Source organism: Xanthomonas massiliensis (assembly GCF_900018785.1).
Lineage (GTDB): Bacteria > Pseudomonadota > Gammaproteobacteria > Xanthomonadales > Xanthomonadaceae > Xanthomonas_B > Xanthomonas_B massiliensis.
The window spans coordinates 1080443-1098188 of the sequence record NZ_FCOY01000007.1; the positions used below are offsets into that span (position 1 = coordinate 1080443).

Below are 17746 nucleotides of genomic sequence, written 5' to 3' on the forward strand. Positions count from 1 at the left end.
CTCACGCCCTCCTGCCGGCCAGATCGACCGGGCCGAGCGGATAGGGCCGGTCGCGCACCTCGACCCAGTCGAGGTAGTCCGCGCGCATGCCGGGATAGCCGATCATCTTCCAGGAGCCCATGCCCTTGTTGCCGCCGTGCACGGGATCGGCGAAGTAGCCGTTGCGCACCTCGCCGAGCAGGTAGGAGAAGAAGGTCTTGGCATCGATGGCGTCTAACTCGACCTCACCCTTCTCCACGCCCTTGAGCAGGGTTTCCTGCTGGGCCGGCTCGAGCGCGGCGAAGGACTTGCCGGCGAACACGGACGCGCAGTGCTTGTCCAGCGCATCCAGACCCACGCGCAGGATGTCGCGCAGCGCCAGCTTGCCCTGGTAGCCGAATTCCTTGGACGCTTCCAGGAACGGCCCCTGCATGTACCAGATCGCGCCGCTGGCATACGGCGTGGCCATGTGCTTGTCGATGAACTGAGGCACGTCCAGCTCGACCGCACCGGGGCCGATCGCGTCGTGCGGGATCAGGCGATCGGCCGCCGCCACGAGGCAGGCGTACTGGGCGGCAGTGAAGAAGGTGGGCGCGTACGGCTTGCCGCTGTCCGCTTCCGCCTTGGTAGCGCTACCAGACGGGGCGGGCGAACACGCCGGCAAGGCGGCGGCGAGCGGGATCAGGCCCAGGCTCTTGAACAGGCGACGACGCGACGGCGACATCGCCTCCGGCGAAGTGGGATCGGACATGCGGGCTCTCCACGTGGGGAATGGCTGGCTTGAAAGGTGCCGCGGCGATCCGTCGCATGAGGCGGATCGCCGCGGACCCGACTAGGGTACAACGGGACCGGCGACCTGCCTTCCGTTTTGCCACACGGCTTCGACCTTTTCGCTATCGGCGATGTCATGCGAGGGATCGCCGGCGAGCACCACCAGGTCGGCACGTTTGCCCGGCGCGATCACGCCGCGATCGTCCAGCCCCAGCAGGGCGGCGGCGTCGCGCGTGGCCATGGTGATCGCACGCAGCGGGCTCAGCCCGGCCTGCACCGCCAGCTGCAGTTCGCGGTGCTCGGCGAAACCGGGGATGCGCAGCGGCATGGCCCCCGAATCGGTGCCGAAGCCGACCTTGACGCCGGCATCGACCAGCCGCTTGAGGTTGGCCTGGTTGGTCTTCAGGCCGTCCTCCCAGACCTTCAGCTTGGCCGGGTCGGCCAGGATCTTGTCGCGCCAGGCGGCATCGTCGAACTGCGCGGCCAGCGCCGGCTGCAGCGCCCCGCGGAAGAACGGCGCCTTCATCCAGTCCGGCTGCTCGGCATAGATGTAGAACGCCTCGTCCAGGTCCAGCGTGGCCACGTACCAGGTGCCCTGGCGCTTCATCGCCGCGACCAGCGCATCGTCGATCGGCAGGTCGCGCACGCCGTGGGCGAGGATGTCCGCGCCGTCGGCGACCAGCCGCTTGGCATCTTCCAGGTAGTAGACGTGGGCGGCCACGCGCAGGCCGTGCCGGTGCGCCTCGTCGATGACCGCGCGGTAGATCTCCGGCTTCATCTTGTGCGCCAGGGTGTGGTTGAAGTCGTCCACCCAGACCTTGACCAGGTCGGGCTTGCGCGTGGCCATGTCGCGCACTGCCGCGCGCGCCTGCTCCGGCGTGGCCGGGCGGTACAGCTGGTCCGGGCCCACGCCGACCGGCGGCGCGCCCTCGGGCACGCCGATGCCGCGGTCGGCGCCGAACACGTCCGCGCCCACGCCGATGCCGGCATGGGCCTGCTCGCGCAGGGTCTGGAACAGCGGGCCGTTCAGGCCGAGCGAGGTCACCGTGGTCACGCCGTAGCGCTGGAACTGGCGCAACTGGCGCTCGATGTTGCCGCGGTTGTAGTTCTGCGGGCCGGCGCTGGTGCCGTCGGTCATGCCCAGGTGCGAATGGTCGGAGACCATGCCCGGCATCAGCGTGCGGCCGGCCAGGTCGATGCGCCGGGTGCCGGCCGGCAGCGTCACCTGTCCTGCCGGCCCGACCGCGGCGATGCGGCCGCCATCGATCAGCACGGTGACGTCGGCGGCGGGCGCGCCGCCGTTGCCGTCGATCAGGCGCACGTGTTCCAGCGCGGTGGTGTCGGCCCAGGCCGTGGCACTGGCGGCCAGGCCCAGCACGCAGGCCAGGCCGGTTCCCAGGCGACGTGCGCTTCGGTTGCGGGATATCGCGGTCATGGTGTGTTCCTCCTGGGTGGATCAGGGCGCCGTGGCGCCGGCGGACGCGGGACGGCGGCATTGCAGCCCCAGCGAGACGAGATAGACGAGCAGGCCGGCCAGGCCCAGGCCGACGCCGACCCAGGCGGTCGCCCGCCAGCCGGCCCCGGCGTCGATGGCCACGCCGCCCAGCCACGCGCCGAGCGCGTTGGCGATGTTCAGCGCGGAATGATTGAGCGCGGCAGCCAGGGTCTGGGCCTGCCCGGCCACGTCCATCAGGCGGATCTGCAGCACCGCGATCAGCGCCGAGGACGTGCCCACCAGCACGGTGCCGGCCAGCGCCCCGGCCAGGTGCGGGGCCAGCAGGTGGAACAGCGCCAGCACCGCGATGTTCCAGCCCAGCACCAGTGCCAGCGCGCGCATCACCCCGCGGTCGGCCAGGCGCGCGCCGGCCAGGTTGCCCAGGATCATGCCGGCGCCGAAGGCCGCCATCGCCCACGGCACCTGGCTGTCGCGCAGGCCGGAGACGTGGGTGAGCGTGGGCGCGATGTAGCTGAACACGGCGAACATGCCGCCGAAGCCGGTGGCACCGATCAGCAGGGTGAGCAGCACCTGCGGCGTGCGCAGCGCGGCCAGCTCGCGCAGCGGCCGCGCCTGCGGATCGCCGCCCCGGTACGGCACCCAGGCCGGGATCAGCAGGCAGGCCAGGGTGCCCACCAGCGCCACGAACACGAACGCCCAGCGCCAGCCCAGCGCCTGGCCCAGCCACGACGCCAGCGGCACGCCCAGCAGCGTGGCCACGGTCAGCCCGAGCATCATCCGCCCGACCGCGCGCCCGCGTTCGCCGGGGCCGGCCAGCGAGGCCGCCACCAGCGAGGCGATGCCGAAGTAGGCGCCGTGCGGCAACCCCGCCAGGAACCGGAACAGCACCAGGCTGGCATAGCCGCCGGCCGCGGCGCTGGCGAAGTTGCCCAGCGCGAACAGCGCCATCATCCCGACCAGCACGCGCTGGCGCGACCAGCGCGCGGCCAGCACCGCGATCGCCGGCGCGCCGACCACCACTCCCAGCGCATAGCTGGCGATGGCATGGCCGGCCTGGGTCTCGCCCACGCCGACGCCTTCGGCGACCTGCGGCAGCAGGCCCATGATGACGAACTCGCCGGTGCCGATGCCGAAGCCGCCCACGGCCATGGCCAGCTCGGCCAGGCCGGGATGGCGCACCGCGGGCGCGGGCACGGTCACCGGCTCAGAACTCCTCGTAGGTGGCCGGGTCGCCGCCCAGGCGCCGCCCGGCATCCAGCGCGGCGATGGCGGCCATGTCGCCGTCGTCGAGGGCGAAATCCCCCAGCGCCAGGTTCTGGCGGATGCGCTCGGGGTTCTGCGACTTGGGAATGGCCACCAGCCCCAGCTGCAGGTGCCAGCGCAGGATCACCTGCGCCACCGAGCGCCCGTGCTTGCGCGCGATCGTCTCCAGCACCGGGTTCTCCAGCACCTCGCCGCGTCCCAGCGGGCTCCAGCACTCGACCACGATGCCGAGCGCCGCCATCGCCTGGCGCAACGCGCCCTGCTGGAAGTCCGGATGCAGCTCGACCTGGTTGACCGCCGGCAGCACGCCGGTCTCCCGGCGCAGGCGCTCGACATGCTCGGGCAGGAAGTTGGACACGCCGACCGAACGGATGCGGCCTTCCTCCTTCAGCCGCAGCATCGCCTTCCAGCTGTCCACGTACTTGTCCACGCGCGGCAGCGGCCAGTGGATCAGGTACAGGTCCACGTAGTCGGTGCCGAGCTTGCCCAGGCTTTCGTCGAAGGCGCGCAGCGTGGCGTCGAAGCCCTGGTCCTGGCCGCGCAGCTTGGTGGTCAGCACCACGTCCTCGCGGGCCACGCCCGCGTCGGCGATGCCGAGGCCGACGCCACGCTCGTTGCCGTAGCGCGCGGCGGTGTCGATCAGGCGGTAGCCGGCGCGCAGCGCCAGGCGCACGGCCTCGTGCGCCTCGTCATCGTCCATCGGCCAGGTACCGAAGCCGATGGCAGGGATGCGGTTGCCGTCGTTGAGTTCGAAATACGGGTTCATCGTGTACTCCTTGGTCGGGAGGGTGCCGGCGCGCGGGGCGGCCGGCACGGCATCAATCCAGCCCCTGCAGCCGCAGGACCTGGAGTTCGCCGCGGATGCGCGGCGCGAGCGCCTGGGCCATGGCCCGGAAATGCGCGGTGGCTTCGTGTTCGGCCAGCGCCTGCGGCCCGTCCCAGCGCTCGACGAACACGAAGCGGCCGGGCACCTGCGTATCGCGGTGGGCGGTATATTCGCGGCAGCCGGGCTCGGCCCGGCTCGGCGCGAGGCAGGCACGGATCGCGGCTTCCACCGCGGCTTCCTCGCCCGGCGCGGCCTGGACGATGGCGACCACCCGGATGGGATCGGACATGGGGCGTGCTCCTGTAGTGACGTGATGGGCGGCGGGATCAGGGCTTGGCCGCCGCCTCGCCGGCGCTGCTCAGCCGCGGTGCCGGCTCGATCGGCGCGCGCACCAGCAGGTACGGCGGCTGGCGCAGGTCCTTGCCGCCATTGAAGCCCGGCAGGCGGTCCCATTGGCCGAGGGTGACGTACACGTAATGTTCGTCGGCGTAGATGCCGTCGGGCCAGACGATGCGCGGGTCGCGCACGACCACGTCGAAGCGGCCGTCGGGCCAGCGCCGCAGGATCGCATCGTGCTCGCCGTCGGTGATGTACAACCGGCCCTGCGGGTCGGTGGCCATGCCGTCGGCGAAGCCCTTCTCGCCCAGGTCGGTGACCGCCGCGGCCAGCGCGGCCTCGTCGTTGCCGAAGTCGGCCAGTACCGCGGTCGGGATCGCGTACAGGCGGCGGCTGGTCAGCGGCGCGTAGTACAGCGTGGCCGAATCGGGGCTCAGGGTGATCGCGTCGGCGCCGCCGACCGGGAAGGTCGGGTGCCTGGCGTCGTAGCGCATCGGCTTGCCGTCCAGGATCGCCAGGAAGCCCTTTTCAGGCTGGGTGGAGACATGGTCGGCCAGCACCCGGCGCTGGCGCCCGCTGGCCAGGTCCACCACCACCAGTGCCGGCGAGGTGCCGAAGGACGAATCGGTGATGTAGGCCGTGCCCTTGGCGCCATGGGTGAGGTCCACGCGCAGGTCGTTCATGTGGCTGTCCTGCAGCAGCGCCGGCGCCTTCAGCACGACCTTGCCGATCACCTTGCCGCTGGCCGGGTCGAAGCCGACCACCTTGGCCGCGCCGTCGGGGATGCCGTCGATGCCGGCGCGCTTGCCGTCGTCGATCACCCACACGTTGCCGCGGCTGTCGGTGGTCATGCCGTGCACGGACACCAGCCAGTCGGCATACGGCGCGGTGGACGGATAGTTCATCGCCCGGTCCGGGAACGGCACCAGGCGCCCGTCCACCAGCTCGCCCAGGCTCATGCCGGCGTGGTTGTCGGCATGCCGCGGGAAGCCGACGAACACGCGGCCGTGGCTGACCGCGATACCCGACGGCCCGGGCCCGTCGAACCGAGCGACCACCTCGAAGGAACCGGCCGGCAACGCCGCCGGATCGGTGGCGTCGGCGGCGTGCGCCAGCAACGGCGCCGCGGCCAGCGCCAACAGCGCGCGCCAGCCGGTGAACACACGCAGGGTCTTCATTCTTTGCCTCCTGGGCAGAAACCAGGCACGGGCCTGGTGCTTTCGCGCTCCACGATGCGGAATCCGGTGTCGACCCGGAGTGGATGGACATGGCGGCCGGCGCGGCGCTCCAGCAGCAGCTGCGCCGCGCGCCGGCCCATGCCGGCCTGGTCCACCGCCACCGAGGAAATGGCCGGGCGCATGGCCGCGGCGATCTCCAGGTCGTTGAATCCCATCACCGCCAGCTGGGCGCCCACCTGCACGCCGCGGCGCTGCGCCTCCAGCACCGCGCCCATGGCCAGGTCGTCGTTGGCCATGAACACCGCGTCCAGTGCCGGCTCGCGCTCCAGCAGCTGCGCCAGCAGCTGGCTGCCCAGGCCGATCGAGAACGGCGCCTCGCTGCGCAGGTCCAGCGGCGCCAGCCCGCGCGCGCGCGCCACGGCCAGGAAGCCCTCGGCGCGGCGCGCGCTGCGCAGGTCGGTGGCTGCCAGCGTGCCGGCATAGGCGACGCGGCGGTGGCCGCGGTCGGCGAACCAGTGCGCCACCGCCTCGCCGACCGCGCGATGGGAGAACCCCACGTTGATGTCGATCGGAGTCTCGACCAGGTCCATGAATTCGACCACCGGCAGGCCCTCGGCCGCCGCCCGGCGCAGGCGTTCGGCGGTATGCGGCAGGTGGTCCACGCCGGCGACCATCAGCCCGGCCGGGTACCAGCCCAATAGGGTGTCCACCAGGCTGGCCTCGGCGCCCTCCTCGTATTCGGTGGTCGCCAGCAGCACCTGGTAGCCGTGGCGGCCGAGCACCTCGTTGGCGCCATGCAGGAACGGCACGTACACCGCATGGGTGAGCGTGGGCACGATCACCGGCACCACCTTGCTGGTGCCGGAGGCCAGGCCGCTGGCCACGCGGTTGGCGACGTAACCCAGCGCCTGCACCGCCTCCAGCACCCGCGCACGCAACTCGGGCGAGACCTTCTCCGGCTCGCGCAACGCGCGCGAGGCGGTCATCTGGCCGACCCCGGCGCGCTCGGCCACCTCGCGCAACGTCACGCGCGAATGGCCGGCCCCGCGCGGGCGGCGCACGCCGCTCATTCCGCTCATGCCGACACCCCGACCCGCGCCCCCCGGCGGAACTCGGTGGCATAGAAGGCCAACCCCACGGCGGCGCAGCCGGCGCCGGCGACCGCGACCCACCCCCAGCCGCCATGCACGTAGATCGCCGCGGCAAGCGCCGAACCGAACGCGCCGCACACGAACACCGCGGTCATGAACAAGCCGTTGAGGCGGCCGCGCTGGTCCGGGGCCAGCATGTAGATGCTGCGCAGGCTCAGCACCTGGCAGACCTGCACCGCCGCATCCAGCAACAGCGCCGCGACCACCAGCCATGCCAGGCGATGCTGCAGCCCGGCCCAGCCGGCGAGCGCGAAGGCCGCCACCGCCACCGCCAGGGCCACGCCGGTAGCCACGCGGGTCCAGCCGTGGTCGGCCAGGCGACCGGCCAGCGGCGCGGCCAGCGCACCGGCCGCCCCCGCCAACGCGAACACCGCGATGTGGCGCTGGTCGAAGTGGAAGGCATGGGCCAGCAGCAGCGGCACCGCGGTCCAGAAGAAATTGAACGCGGCGAACATCATCCCCTGGTACAGCGCGCGGCGACGCAGCAGCGGCGTGCGCGCGAACAAGCCCGGCAGCGAGGCCAGGGTCTGCCCGTAGTGCCCGTGCCCGGGATCGCGCCGCGGCAGGCGCCAGCGCAGTACCAGCAGCAGCCCCGCCATCAGCGCCGCGGTGATCCAGAACACCGCCCGCCAGCCCAGGGCATCGGCCACGAAACTGGCGAACGGACGCGCCAGCATGATCCCGGCCAACAGCCCGCCCATGACATTGCCGACCACCCGCCCGCGTTTGGCCTCGGGCGTGAGCTGCGACGCCAGCGGCACCAGCACCTGGGTGGCCACCGCGCAGATGCCCACCACCGCCGAGGCCAGCAGGAACACCGTCGCCGAACGTGCCAGGGCGATGCCCAGCAGCCCCAGCACCACCCCGGCCAGCAACCGCAGCACCAGCCGGCGGTTCTCGGTCACGTCCGCCAAGGGCACCAGCAACAGCAGGCCGGCCCCGTAGCCCAGCTGCGTCAGCGCCACGATCAGCCCGGCCAGTGCCGCCGGCAGCCCCAGATCCGGCGCGATCAGGTCGATCAGCGGCTGGGTGTAGTAGATGTTGGCCACCGACAACCCGCAGGCCGCCGCGAACAAGGCAACCATCGCACCGGACAGCGGCGCGGCGTGTCGAGAGGCTGGTGGGCTAGGCATCGCAGTCACCGGGAAGGACCAACGGCGGCATCGCCGCCAACAGGAATGGTAGCGCTACCATACGCCTGGCCTCACTCCCTCATCAAGGAGCCACGAAGCTGCCATAGCAGTTATCCCACCCATTGGATCGGGCGGCCCAGGTTCAACTGCGTATAGCCAAGGCTGGCCGGCCGGGCGAAGGACTTGGGGCCGCATGCACGCGCAGGTTGCCCGGGCAGGCGAAGGTGATGTTGCCGCCCTCGATCGTCACGCTGGCGCCGCCGGCCACGGCCAGGTGGACTGTCTTGCCTGCTGCCAGTTCCACCGCCGCGTTGGTGCTGACCACCTTCAGGCCCTGCCGCGAGCGCAGGCGTACTTCGTTCTGCGCCTGCACGTCCAGCTCGCCCTCGCCGCTGACCACGCTCAGCGTGGTCGTCTTCTGCGTGCCCTCCAGCAACCCGATCGCCTGCCCGCTGTGCAGCCGCGCGTCGCCGATGTCGGTCCGAGGCATGCTCTCACGTCGGAGAATACTTGCTGCTTCCAAAGAACATCGTGCGCCACGAGGTCAACCGACTGGAGTCATAGTCGAAATGCGCCACCGAGTCGTGCGTGAACAGATCGAAGAACCGCTTGACCTCTTCCGGCAGCGGCGCGGGGTTGTCCCACGCTTTCAACATGATCGACTCGGCATGACTCAGCTTGCCTCCACGTGCGCGACGACGCCGGAGAATCGCAATATCGCTGACAACCTTGCCGTCTTCCTGTTCTAGGTCCGAGCGTTGGTCCGAGATATCACGCAAGCGCTCATGTCCATCGCGAAGCGTCTGCTGGTCGCGTTCGCGCCGGGCCTTTTCCTCCACACTCGCCCCCAGTCCGGCAGGCCCATGCCGGCGCACGAATGCCTCCAGCCGCGTCCGCGCCTGGTCCATGCTTCGCTGCACCTGATCCCTCTGCGCATCCAGGTTGCGCATCGCCTCGGTCGCTGAAGCACCCGGAGCACGGATCTTCAGCCAGCGGTGCAGCAGTTCCATGTGGGCATCCTGAAACTGCTCCAGCGTCCCCGAACTGCGGCCCAGTGCCTGGACATAGGCGTTGAATGCCGCCCGCAACGCCGGATCCTTGTCGTCGAATTCGTCGCGGATTTCATCAAGAAGAGTCTTCACATCAAGTAACCGGACTCCGCCAGCCCTTGCCACCTGATACATCTCGTTCAGGGCGAACCGCGAGAGCGTGTTGTAGCGTCCCTGCTCTCCCGGCGCATAGCCGCCCCCGACATCGGCATGCATGCCTGGATAGCTGACCTCGCGTACGTTGCCCGGGTAGGCGGCGCCGTTGCGGACGGAATCCAGCGGGAAACGGATGCGTGCCTCGTGCCCCGCGGTGAGGTGCAAACTCTGCTCTACCATATCGGGTAGCCGCATGTCGTGGGCCCAGCCATTGTGCCCGCCGTTGCTGGAAACCGCAGCCTGCGCCACCGAATCGTAGGCCGAACAGACCGTATCGAAAATCCCAAGGAAGCCAATGCGGAGTGGGATGCCTCGATAGAGATAGCGCCCGCCTTCCTGCTTGCACCTGGAGGCCAGGTCGCGGACGAAAGCGCGTGCCGAGGCGGCCCCTCGCGAGAAACCGAATGCGGAGACCGTGATCAGGGATATCTTGACGCCAGCGGGAAAACGTTGGATTCCACGATCCAATTCATCTAGGGCCCAGCGAATGCGAGGCTCAGCCCCCTTGCCAATCATAGAACCAAGTATTCCACCCGAGTCGCCGACTTCCGCGAAGGAAGTACCGACTCCAGCGATGTAACGAACCAACCGCCGATACCTATCACCAGACTGATGCGCATCAAAGAGCTTGGATATATTGGACAGGGCACGCCTTTCCACTGGCTTGCGCATCTCCATATCCCGGTTGTTGTTCGTGCCGTCAAAGAACACGGCATAGTCCAGCGTATCGCTGCACCCGGCAGTGGCCGTTTCCTTGTCCGCAGCCAAGCATGCCAATGCACGCTGCCTCTGTACCTGTTCGGCCGCCGTCAATGAGCGCAGTCCTCGCGCAGGACGCGGACGCGCGGTCGCCGGCTGCGCGTCAATGCACGGAGCGCGATCGCCCGGTGCTGGATCATGCTGGCTAGGGACACGGGTGGGATCGCGAACTTCACTCACGGCTGCCGGCTCCCAGGTCGAAACCGGAGGGGGGCGCAACACGTGGCTCGGGGAACATGCCAGTGAAATCCGCCTCGACATGCCCATCGGGATAGAAATGCAGGGCCAATACCTCGAACTCGTCAGGATAAGGGAACTTGATGGGAACCATGGCTCGGTGATGCACCTGCAAGGGTTTCTCGGACTGGTAGCGATTGCTTGCCAGGTCGTAGTGGCTGCCCACATCCCATTCGACCTTGACCGAATGCTGCCTGCTGCGATCACGTGGTTTCAGCAGCCCGGCCGCCCCTCCTCCCCCACTGAAAACATCGACTCCCCCCGCCCACACCCCATCGACCGTGATGTCGTTGATCGCGTACTCGGTGTAGTTGAAGGGGATGATGATGACGCCATTGTTGACCAGCAAATCAGGATCGTCGGCCATGGTTTCGTATCCTTTCTCGCGGCTGCAAGCAGGCAGCCATGACAGTGCCAGCACCATGCAAATAAACAATCTGCTCGTTGCGTGAACCATCAGACCTCCTCGCTTGTTCCCAGGTAGTGCTCGTCCAGCACCTCGGACAGCGTGCGGTGACCCTGAGCCACCTCCGCCAGCCATTGCCGCCAGTCGGGCCGCTGATGGAATTCCCTGCCTTCCACGAGGGCGAGGGTGGCGAATTCAACTTTGATTCGCAACACAATTGCTGAATTCCTTGACGAAGACGTCGAGGGGCGTCTTGAATCCTAGTGTCTTGCGTGGTCGCGTGTTGAGCCGTTGCTCGACCCAGCGCAATTGTTCATCGGTGATGGCCGCGAAGTCCATGCCTCGTGGAAGGTTCAGTGCGCGGAGCGCGATCGCCCGGCGCCGGGTCATGCTGGCCGGGGACACGGGTGGGATCGTGGGTTTCACTCACGGCTGCCGGCTCCCAGGTCGAAATCCTCCGGCGCTGGAACACGCCGCTCTGCAAAATCGTCCGTGAACTCCGCCTCCACATGTCCATCCGGATAGAAGTGCACGGCAAGGAAGTGGATACTCTTGGGATAGGGGAATTTAATTGGGATTATTGCCTCATGGTGCACGAGCTGAGGTTTGTCTCGCTGGTAGCGATTCGTCTTCAAGTCGTAGTGGCTTCCAACCTCCCATTCCACCTTGACCCGATACTGCTTGTTGCGGTCGCGTGGCACCAGCAATCCACCTGCACCTCCTCCTTCACTGTATACATGAACTCTCCCGGTCCAAACGCCATTTACCACTACGTCATTGATCGCATGATCGGTGTAATTGAAGGTAGTAATGGTGACACCGTGTTTGACCAGCAGATCAGGATCGTCGACCATGGTTTCGTATCCTTTCTCGCGGCTGCAAGCAGGCAGCCATGACAGTGCCAGGACCATGCAAATAAACAATCTGCTCGTTACGTGAACCATCAGACCTCCTCGCTTGTTCCCAAGTAGTGCTCGTCCAGCACCTCGGACAGCGTGCGGTGACCCTGAGCCACCTCCGCCAGCCATTGCCGCCAGTCGGGCCGCTGATGGAATTCCCTGCCTTCCACGAGGGCGAGGGTACAGAAGACGATCGCATCGGCGCTTTGCTCGATCCCGAACTGCCGGGCCGCCCGTAGCGCATCGCGGATGCAGGCATAACGCTCACCGGAGGAAACCGGATCGAGCAGGGCCGGCTCGGTATCGAGGAAATGAGCAATCACCGCATGGGGGTAGCAGGCATCCTGCAGCGCTTTGCGCTGTGCGCCATCCAGTTGCAGGCAATAGTTCTCCGGGTCGTGGGCTGACACCTTCGCGTCGACACGCGACCAGTTCAGCGACGTATCCACATACCAGCAGCGTTCGCAGAAATTGAAGAAGTCATCGAATTGCGCGCCAGCCAGTACCTGAACCAGGGGTTCCAGCACCCGCGCATCCTGTAGCCGGAGCAGCATTTTCCTGCCATTGGGAAGTTGGATCAGCAGCCTTCGCCTCAGCCTGGCCGCAAGCTGTGCAAATTCCAGCGGACTGTCCAAGTACAACAGCGCATGGGGTGAGATGCTGTTCCGCAAGATGCCTGGCTGCATTCGGATAAGAAGGTCCTCGCTGGCACATGCGAGCAGGTGAGGCGCGACATTGCGTCCGATCCCCTCCATCTCGCCGTCCAGCAACGCCTCCACCCGCATCCCACGCCGGCAAAGGTCGGCTGGATCGGCTTGGTACTGGGCACCATCCAATAGCAAGTATCGTCGCCCGGAAATCGCCGACGCGATGAACTCAGGAGGAAGTGGCGGAGTCAAGCGCCACCCCCCAAGGGCGAAAACGGCGCAGCGTTACGGGCAGCGATGAGCAGACATTCCTTGCATATCGATTGCGGGAATACCGGTAACCGATAGTTCTGCTGCACCGGCCCGACGAATGTCTTCTTGCTTGCATGCACACGGATGTTGCCCGGGCAGGCGAAAGTGATGTTGCCGTCTTCGATCGTCACGCTGGCGCCGCCGACGGTGGCCAAGTGCACCGTCTTGCCCGCCGCCAGTTCCACCGCCGCGTTGGCGCTGACCACCTTCAATCCCCGCCGCGAGCGCAGGCGCACTTCGTCGCTCTGTGCCTGGATGTCCAGCTCGCCCTCGCCGCTGACGATGCTCAGGCTGGTGGCCTCGCTTTGCGTGCCTTCCACCGCCGCCGCCAGCAGGCCGATCGCCTGCCCACTATGCAGGCGCGCATCGCCGGCGATCGCCGCTTCGCTGCCCTGGCCGCTGGCCAGCGTCAGGGTCTCGCCCATGCTCCAGTGCAGGCTCTGCCCGGCGATCAGGCCGATGCCCGCCGGCGCCGCCAGACCCAGCAGCGGATCGCCCAGCTGCGGCACCTTGCCTTCGCCCGGCCCCGCTCCTCGCCGCCGCCGCCGCCGCCGCCGCCGCCGCCGTGCCAGGCTGGGGCATGGCCGCCGGCCAGGTTGGCCTGCGCGCTGGGGCGATGATCGCCGGCCTGGCCATAGGCCGCGGTGTCCGATTCGGCGGCCTGCCCCCCGGGCGCTGCCCAGCCAGTGCGTCTCGTGCAACATCCCGCTGCGGGTCGCCCTGGCTGCCCTTTAGACTCACCCTGCTGATGCCGCCTTGCTCAGCGTCCCGGAGACGCCGCTCCCGGACGCGGCCGCAGCGATTCGAGAATCGCGTCCCATAGCTGCAAGGCTTCTTCGTCGGAAGCAAAGGCGGGCTTGTAAGGGTGATCCTCGTCCACCACCGACTGCCCCAGTACTTGCAGTTCGACCGTCATGTACGGCTCGGCAACCGAGTCTGCCTTGCCCGGCGATTCCCAGGTAAAACCGTACTGGCGCTGTCCATCCTCATCGCCGACGACCAGGTATTCCTCACCGGGGATGACCCCACCTCCGGCCGCACGCTTGCCCTTGCGCAGGCGCTTGGCTCCCTTCGCCAGCAAGAACGCCTCCGTCCCGGCCGTGCGGTCCAGCAGCGTTTCCTTGTCCACCTCGCCCTGCGTGGTCGCGAACAGGGTGATGTTCATTCCGGGATGATTGGGAAGAGTCACGCCGATGTTGAAGGATTCCGAGCGAAATTCATCGCCAATAATCACACCCTTATCGACGCAGTAACCGGGAGCCGTAACCGCTTCACCGTCCTTCGTGGCAACAATGCTCCTTGATAAATTACTTGCAAAATCCAGAGCAGAAGCCCTTTTTTTGCTGAAAACCCGCCACTATAATTGAAAACCCTACCCGCAGGATGACCAACGAAATATGAATCCATCCACATAAAATCATCGCTATCAGGCAGTTCAACATCCCAAGAAAGCAATGTTACTCCCCCACCCTCATGATTAACCATTTCAACAAAAGAGCTGCCTTCACCGCGCCTTATTCTTTCGAGCTCAGCTCTTCTTTCAATTACCATTTTCTGCAAATGCACAGGATCATCACTCATCCACCTAAATTCGTCACCCCATATCTTATATATAGAACTCACTTCGGCATTTGTAGGCAACTCCACTAGAAATCGCCCAATGCAATGTGTTTTCCACCCCGTCCTGTCCATCGGCATCACCTTTCTACTCCCACATCCAAAGGCAAGGCTGCACAAAGCAACCACCACTATCATTCGGGCAATGGCTAGACGCTTCTTATTCATGCCAATCCGCCAACTGCGCAATCTTGATGATGCTGTACAACGTCGCCCACTGCGCGCGGGAATCCTGATAACTGCTTTGGTGATCGTAGCCCTTGGCCGCATTCAACTCGCCGTTCCCGTTGCTTCCGTGGCAGAAGCTCGCTGCAACCTTGGCATGTGCGGGCGCAGCCCCCGATGGGGCCGGTACGGTACCGTCTCCTCCCCGCGACGATAGTCCCGGTTTTAACTCCACCCCCTTCTTGACGTATGAAACAGAATTTCTCAGCTCGACAGGTACTACTTCACGGCGGGAATAGACGCCGTTCCCATCGTCAATATAACTGCCTAACCCTAGGCCTACCAAGTCACCTCGCCACGTAATGGAGTGCCAGCTATGAAATGCGACCTCTGCGCCGTAATGAATGAATGTGCTGGAAAAGTACTTTTTCTCTACATTTCGATGGAATACCTCAACCTTTTTTATCGATTTTATAAATTTATCTCTTGGCGCATATTTTGGATCTTTATCTACCCCACCCTGCATATTCAAGTACTTCGAGTTCTCTTCTGGCACCAACCCATACCACGCTGGATTGGCATAGATCTCCTCGTAGGGATTCTTCTTCGCCGGCAGGGCCGTCACTTGGTTGGTCTTGGTATCGTGCAGGAACAACCATGGCATGCCGTTGTCGTAATCCAAGCTCGGTGCCAGTTCCAGGGCGCCCGGCGCGTTGGCGATGACCGCCGTCACCTCCCCGGCATTGCGCCCCAGCACCACCTGTTCCGCCCCTTCGTAGCCGCAGCGCGCATGGTGGTAGAACGCCGGCGCTCCAGTCGCCGGCTGGACGCCGTTCACCACGCCCAGCACCTTGTCGTACTTGTGCAGCTCGGTCAGCGACCGGCCCACCAGGCCTCCCATCGAGTGCGTCACCAGGATCACCTTGTTCGCCGGGATTCCTTTTCCCCGGTAGTGCGCCAGCACCGTGTGCTCGATGTAGTCCCTCACGTCCTCGCCGGAGGCCCGGTTCGATTGCAGCCAGTTGTAGCCCGCGCACCAGACGTCGAACTGGTAATGGGCAGCCTTGACCAGCTCCGCCTCGCTCAGTGCCGGTGCACCAAGCTGCTCTCCGAATTCGGCAGGATCGAGCGTCCCCGACATTTTCCATCCACCCCGTAATGCCGGGCCGGAACGGGGCGACGCAAGGGGCGTACCCGCCTCGTACTGGGCAATCGCGTTCAATGTCTTCTGCATCACCGCCAGCACGGGGTGGTACGAACTCTTCATCACCGTACCCCACCCGCGCTCGCGTGCCAAAGCTTCCGACACGCCGCAATCGCCCACGTCGATCGGGCCATCCGGATCGACCTCCACTGTCCTCAGGTCCAGCATGCTCTGCCGGGTCTTGGGCCCGCGCCACATCCAGGTGAACACCGCCGACAGCTTCTCCACGATACCGTTCGGCGGGCGCCAAACTGCATCGCGCTTGCCGCGTGTCCTCAGGTTCGTACCCATGATTCCCGGCAGGAACACGATCGGAATCACTGCCGGCGGCTTGGCGTAGATCGTCTTGAGCGTCAGGTCCGACTGCGGCGTCAGATGCGTCTGCCAGATGCGTTCGCCGGACTTGCGATCCACCGAGGACCAGATGGCCTTTTCTTCCTTGTCCGCATCACTCATCCCTGTCCTCCATCGCTCGCTCGGCCCAACACCCGCATCGCCACCTGTTCGAGCCATTCGCTGCGTTGCGTGGGCAAACGCCCCTGCTCATCCGTGGTCAGCCTGAGGATTGCTCCATCGTTACGACGCAATTCGACTTCTACGTGCTTGAGCGGCTCCCCGGTCAGTTCATGGCGCACCACATAGGCGTCGTCAAACTTCGTTCGTGGCCACATGTTCATTTCCCGACTCAACTGAGTCGGTCCGACGAAGGACTTCCTGGCCGCATGCACGCGGATGTTTCCCGGGCAGGCGAAGGTGATGTTGCCGCCTTCGATCGTCACGCTGGCGCCGCCGGCGGTGGCCAGGTGCACCGTCTTGCCCGTCGCCAGTTCCACCGCCGCGTTGGCGCTGACCACCTTCAGGCCCTGCCGCGAGCGCAGGCGTATTTCGTCGCCCTGCGCCTGCACGTCCAGCTCGCCCTCGCCGCTCACCACGCTCAGCGTGGTCGCCTCCTGCGTGCCTTCCACCGCCGCCGCCAGCAGGCCGATCGCCTGCCCACTATGCAGGCGCGCATCGCCGGCGATCGCCGCTTCGCTGCCCTGGCCGCTGGCCAGCGTCAGCGTCTCGCCCACGCTCCAGTGCAGGCTCTGGCCGGCAATAAGCCCGATGCCCGCCGGCGCCGCCAGGCCCAGCAGCGGATCGCCCAGTTGCGGGACCTTGCCTGCGCCCGGCGTGGCGTCGCGGTCGGCGGCGGCGCCTTGTGCCGGGTCGAAGGCCCCACCCGGCACGGTGGTCCTGACGCTGGTCAGCAGTGCCTGCAACGGCGCTTGCCCGTCGATCAGCCGGCTGTGCCCGGCCTGGCCGGCACCTTCGTGCGCGGCCAGTTTCACCGTCTGGTGGGTGGCCGCCGCCTGCGAGAATGTCTGCCCCAGCTGCTGCAGTTGGGTGAGCAGGGCCACCTGCTGCACCGCCTCGCCGGCCGGGGCCGTGTCGGCGTGGCCGTAGGCCGTCAGCCACAGCCCCGACTCGCCGCGTACCGCGCCCCAGGCGTCGGTGCGCAGTTCGAAGCCCTCGCCGCGGAAACTGCCGCGGTAGTTGTCGGCCTGGTGGACCAGATGGCCCAGGTTCAACTGCGTGGCCGCCTGGGTGGTAGCCAGCTGCAGCCGCAGTTGTTCGTCGCTGTCGTCGAACACCAGCTGGCTGTAGCCGCTGCCGTGCCACTCCTTGGACTTGATGCCCCACAGCGCGGCGGCGTTGCGGTGCTGCTCCTCGCCGCCGCCGGCACCGTGCCAGGCCGGGGCGTGGCCGCCGGCCAGGTTGGCCTGCGCGCTGGGGCGATGATCGCCTGCCTGGGCATAGGCCGCGGTGTCCGATGCGGTTGCCTTGCCGCCGGGCGTGGGCGCGACGCCCGCTTCGCCGCGACCGTTGTACAGCGCCCCCATCACCACCGGGCGATCGATATCGCCTTCCAGGAACCCCACCAGCACCTCCTGCCCCACCCGCGGCAGGAACTGGCTGCCCACGCCGGGGCCGGCGTAGCGCTGGGCCACGCGCAGCCAGCAGCTGAGCCGGTCGTCCGCTTCGCGGCCCTGCTGGAAGTGGAACTTCACCCGGATCCGCCCCAGCGCGTCGGCATGCACCTCGCCCTGCTGCCCACCCTCTGCCCCGACCACCACGGCGCTCTGGTAGCCCGGTGCGGTCGGCCGCGGATTCAACCGTGCTCCGGTCTCGTCGGCCAGCACCGGACGCCACGGCCGGGGGTAC

At 66.9% G+C, this 17746-nt stretch carries 17 protein-coding genes and 3 pseudogenes; all 20 read right to left on the bottom strand.

Annotation, left to right across the window (positions count from 1 at the left end):
* Nucleotide 1: 1 nt before the first annotated feature.
* The 20 genes and pseudogenes from BN3794_RS14910 to BN3794_RS14990 all read right to left on the bottom strand — a co-directional run bounded on the left by BN3794_RS14910 (nucleotide 2) and on the right by BN3794_RS14990 (nucleotide 17724).
* Nucleotides 2-730 (bottom strand): gluconate 2-dehydrogenase subunit 3 family protein, encoded by a 729-nt coding sequence (locus BN3794_RS14910; protein ID WP_066098543.1) that lies wholly within the window; start codon nucleotides 728-730, stop codon nucleotides 2-4.
* Between the two features lie 81 nt (nucleotides 731-811).
* Nucleotides 812-2185 (bottom strand): amidohydrolase family protein, encoded by a 1374-nt coding sequence (locus BN3794_RS14915; protein ID WP_066098545.1) that lies wholly within the window; start codon nucleotides 2183-2185, stop codon nucleotides 812-814.
* A 21-nt stretch (nucleotides 2186-2206) separates the two neighbouring features.
* Complete coding sequence (locus BN3794_RS14920) at nucleotides 2207-3355, bottom strand: MFS transporter (protein WP_066098971.1); 1149 nt, start codon at nucleotides 3353-3355, stop codon at nucleotides 2207-2209.
* A gap of 55 nt (nucleotides 3356-3410) precedes the next feature.
* The gene (locus tag BN3794_RS14925) at nucleotides 3411-4235 is read right to left on the bottom strand and encodes an aldo/keto reductase (RefSeq protein WP_066098974.1); all 825 of its coding nucleotides are present in this window, start codon (nucleotides 4233-4235) and stop codon (nucleotides 3411-3413) included.
* A gap of 52 nt (nucleotides 4236-4287) precedes the next feature.
* Nucleotides 4288-4584 (bottom strand): putative quinol monooxygenase, encoded by a 297-nt coding sequence (locus BN3794_RS14930; RefSeq protein ID WP_066098547.1) that lies wholly within the window; start codon nucleotides 4582-4584, stop codon nucleotides 4288-4290.
* Between the two features lie 37 nt (nucleotides 4585-4621).
* Complete coding sequence (locus BN3794_RS14935) at nucleotides 4622-5809, bottom strand: L-dopachrome tautomerase-related protein (RefSeq protein ID WP_066098548.1); 1188 nt, start codon at nucleotides 5807-5809, stop codon at nucleotides 4622-4624.
* Nucleotides 5806-6888, bottom strand: a complete 1083-nt coding sequence (locus tag BN3794_RS14940) for a LacI family DNA-binding transcriptional regulator (RefSeq protein WP_078059789.1) — start codon at nucleotides 6886-6888, stop codon at nucleotides 5806-5808. Before BN3794_RS14940 ends, BN3794_RS14935 begins: the two co-directional genes overlap by 4 nt.
* Nucleotides 6885-8045, bottom strand: coding sequence for an MFS transporter (locus BN3794_RS14945; RefSeq protein WP_201455287.1), 1161 nt, complete (start codon nucleotides 8043-8045; stop codon nucleotides 6885-6887). Before BN3794_RS14945 ends, BN3794_RS14940 begins: the two co-directional genes overlap by 4 nt.
* A gap of 158 nt (nucleotides 8046-8203) precedes the next feature.
* Nucleotides 8204-8565 (bottom strand): annotated as a pseudogene (locus BN3794_RS14950) (DUF2345 domain-containing protein); the annotation flags it as partial.
* Nucleotides 8566-8587: 22 nt separating this feature from the next.
* Nucleotides 8588-10066, bottom strand: coding sequence for a T6SS phospholipase effector Tle1-like catalytic domain-containing protein (locus BN3794_RS16085; RefSeq protein ID WP_160330936.1), 1479 nt, complete (start codon nucleotides 10064-10066; stop codon nucleotides 8588-8590).
* A gap of 163 nt (nucleotides 10067-10229) precedes the next feature.
* Nucleotides 10230-10661 carry a DUF3304 domain-containing protein gene (locus BN3794_RS14960; RefSeq protein WP_066098554.1) on the bottom strand — a complete coding sequence of 144 codons (432 nt, stop codon included), beginning with the start codon at nucleotides 10659-10661 and terminating at the stop codon, nucleotides 10230-10232.
* Between the two features lie 89 nt (nucleotides 10662-10750).
* Complete coding sequence (locus BN3794_RS16640) at nucleotides 10751-10912, bottom strand: hypothetical protein (protein WP_160330937.1); 162 nt, start codon at nucleotides 10910-10912, stop codon at nucleotides 10751-10753.
* A pseudogene (locus BN3794_RS16645) lies at nucleotides 10896-11051 on the bottom strand (IS30 family transposase); the annotation flags it as partial. The gene BN3794_RS16640 and the pseudogene BN3794_RS16645, both read right to left, overlap by 17 nt.
* Before the next feature lie 71 nt (nucleotides 11052-11122).
* Nucleotides 11123-11554 (bottom strand): DUF3304 domain-containing protein, encoded by a 432-nt coding sequence (locus BN3794_RS16090; protein WP_160330939.1) that lies wholly within the window; start codon nucleotides 11552-11554, stop codon nucleotides 11123-11125.
* A gap of 89 nt (nucleotides 11555-11643) precedes the next feature.
* Nucleotides 11644-12435: a DUF4123 domain-containing protein gene (locus BN3794_RS14970; protein ID WP_160330940.1), complete on the bottom strand. Its 792-nt coding sequence runs from the start codon at nucleotides 12433-12435 to the stop codon at nucleotides 11644-11646.
* Nucleotides 12436-12494: 59 nt separating this feature from the next.
* Nucleotides 12495-13131, bottom strand: a pseudogene (locus BN3794_RS14975) (DUF2345 domain-containing protein); the annotation flags it as partial.
* A 187-nt stretch (nucleotides 13132-13318) separates the two neighbouring features.
* Nucleotides 13319-13792, bottom strand: a complete 474-nt coding sequence (locus tag BN3794_RS14980) for a T6SS immunity protein Tli4 family protein (protein ID WP_201455288.1) — start codon at nucleotides 13790-13792, stop codon at nucleotides 13319-13321.
* Complete coding sequence (locus tag BN3794_RS16500; RefSeq protein ID WP_147675802.1) at nucleotides 13789-14343, bottom strand: hypothetical protein; 555 nt, start codon at nucleotides 14341-14343, stop codon at nucleotides 13789-13791. Before BN3794_RS16500 ends, BN3794_RS14980 begins: the two co-directional genes overlap by 4 nt.
* Nucleotides 14336-16000 carry an esterase/lipase family protein gene (locus BN3794_RS14985; protein WP_066098562.1) on the bottom strand — a complete coding sequence of 555 codons (1665 nt, stop codon included), beginning with the start codon at nucleotides 15998-16000 and terminating at the stop codon, nucleotides 14336-14338. Before BN3794_RS14985 ends, BN3794_RS16500 begins: the two co-directional genes overlap by 8 nt.
* On the bottom strand, nucleotides 15997-17724 hold the full coding sequence (locus BN3794_RS14990) for a DUF2345 domain-containing protein (protein ID WP_425476730.1): 1728 nt from the start codon (nucleotides 17722-17724) through the stop codon (nucleotides 15997-15999). Before BN3794_RS14990 ends, BN3794_RS14985 begins: the two co-directional genes overlap by 4 nt.
* Nucleotides 17725-17746: the final 22 nt, after the last annotated feature.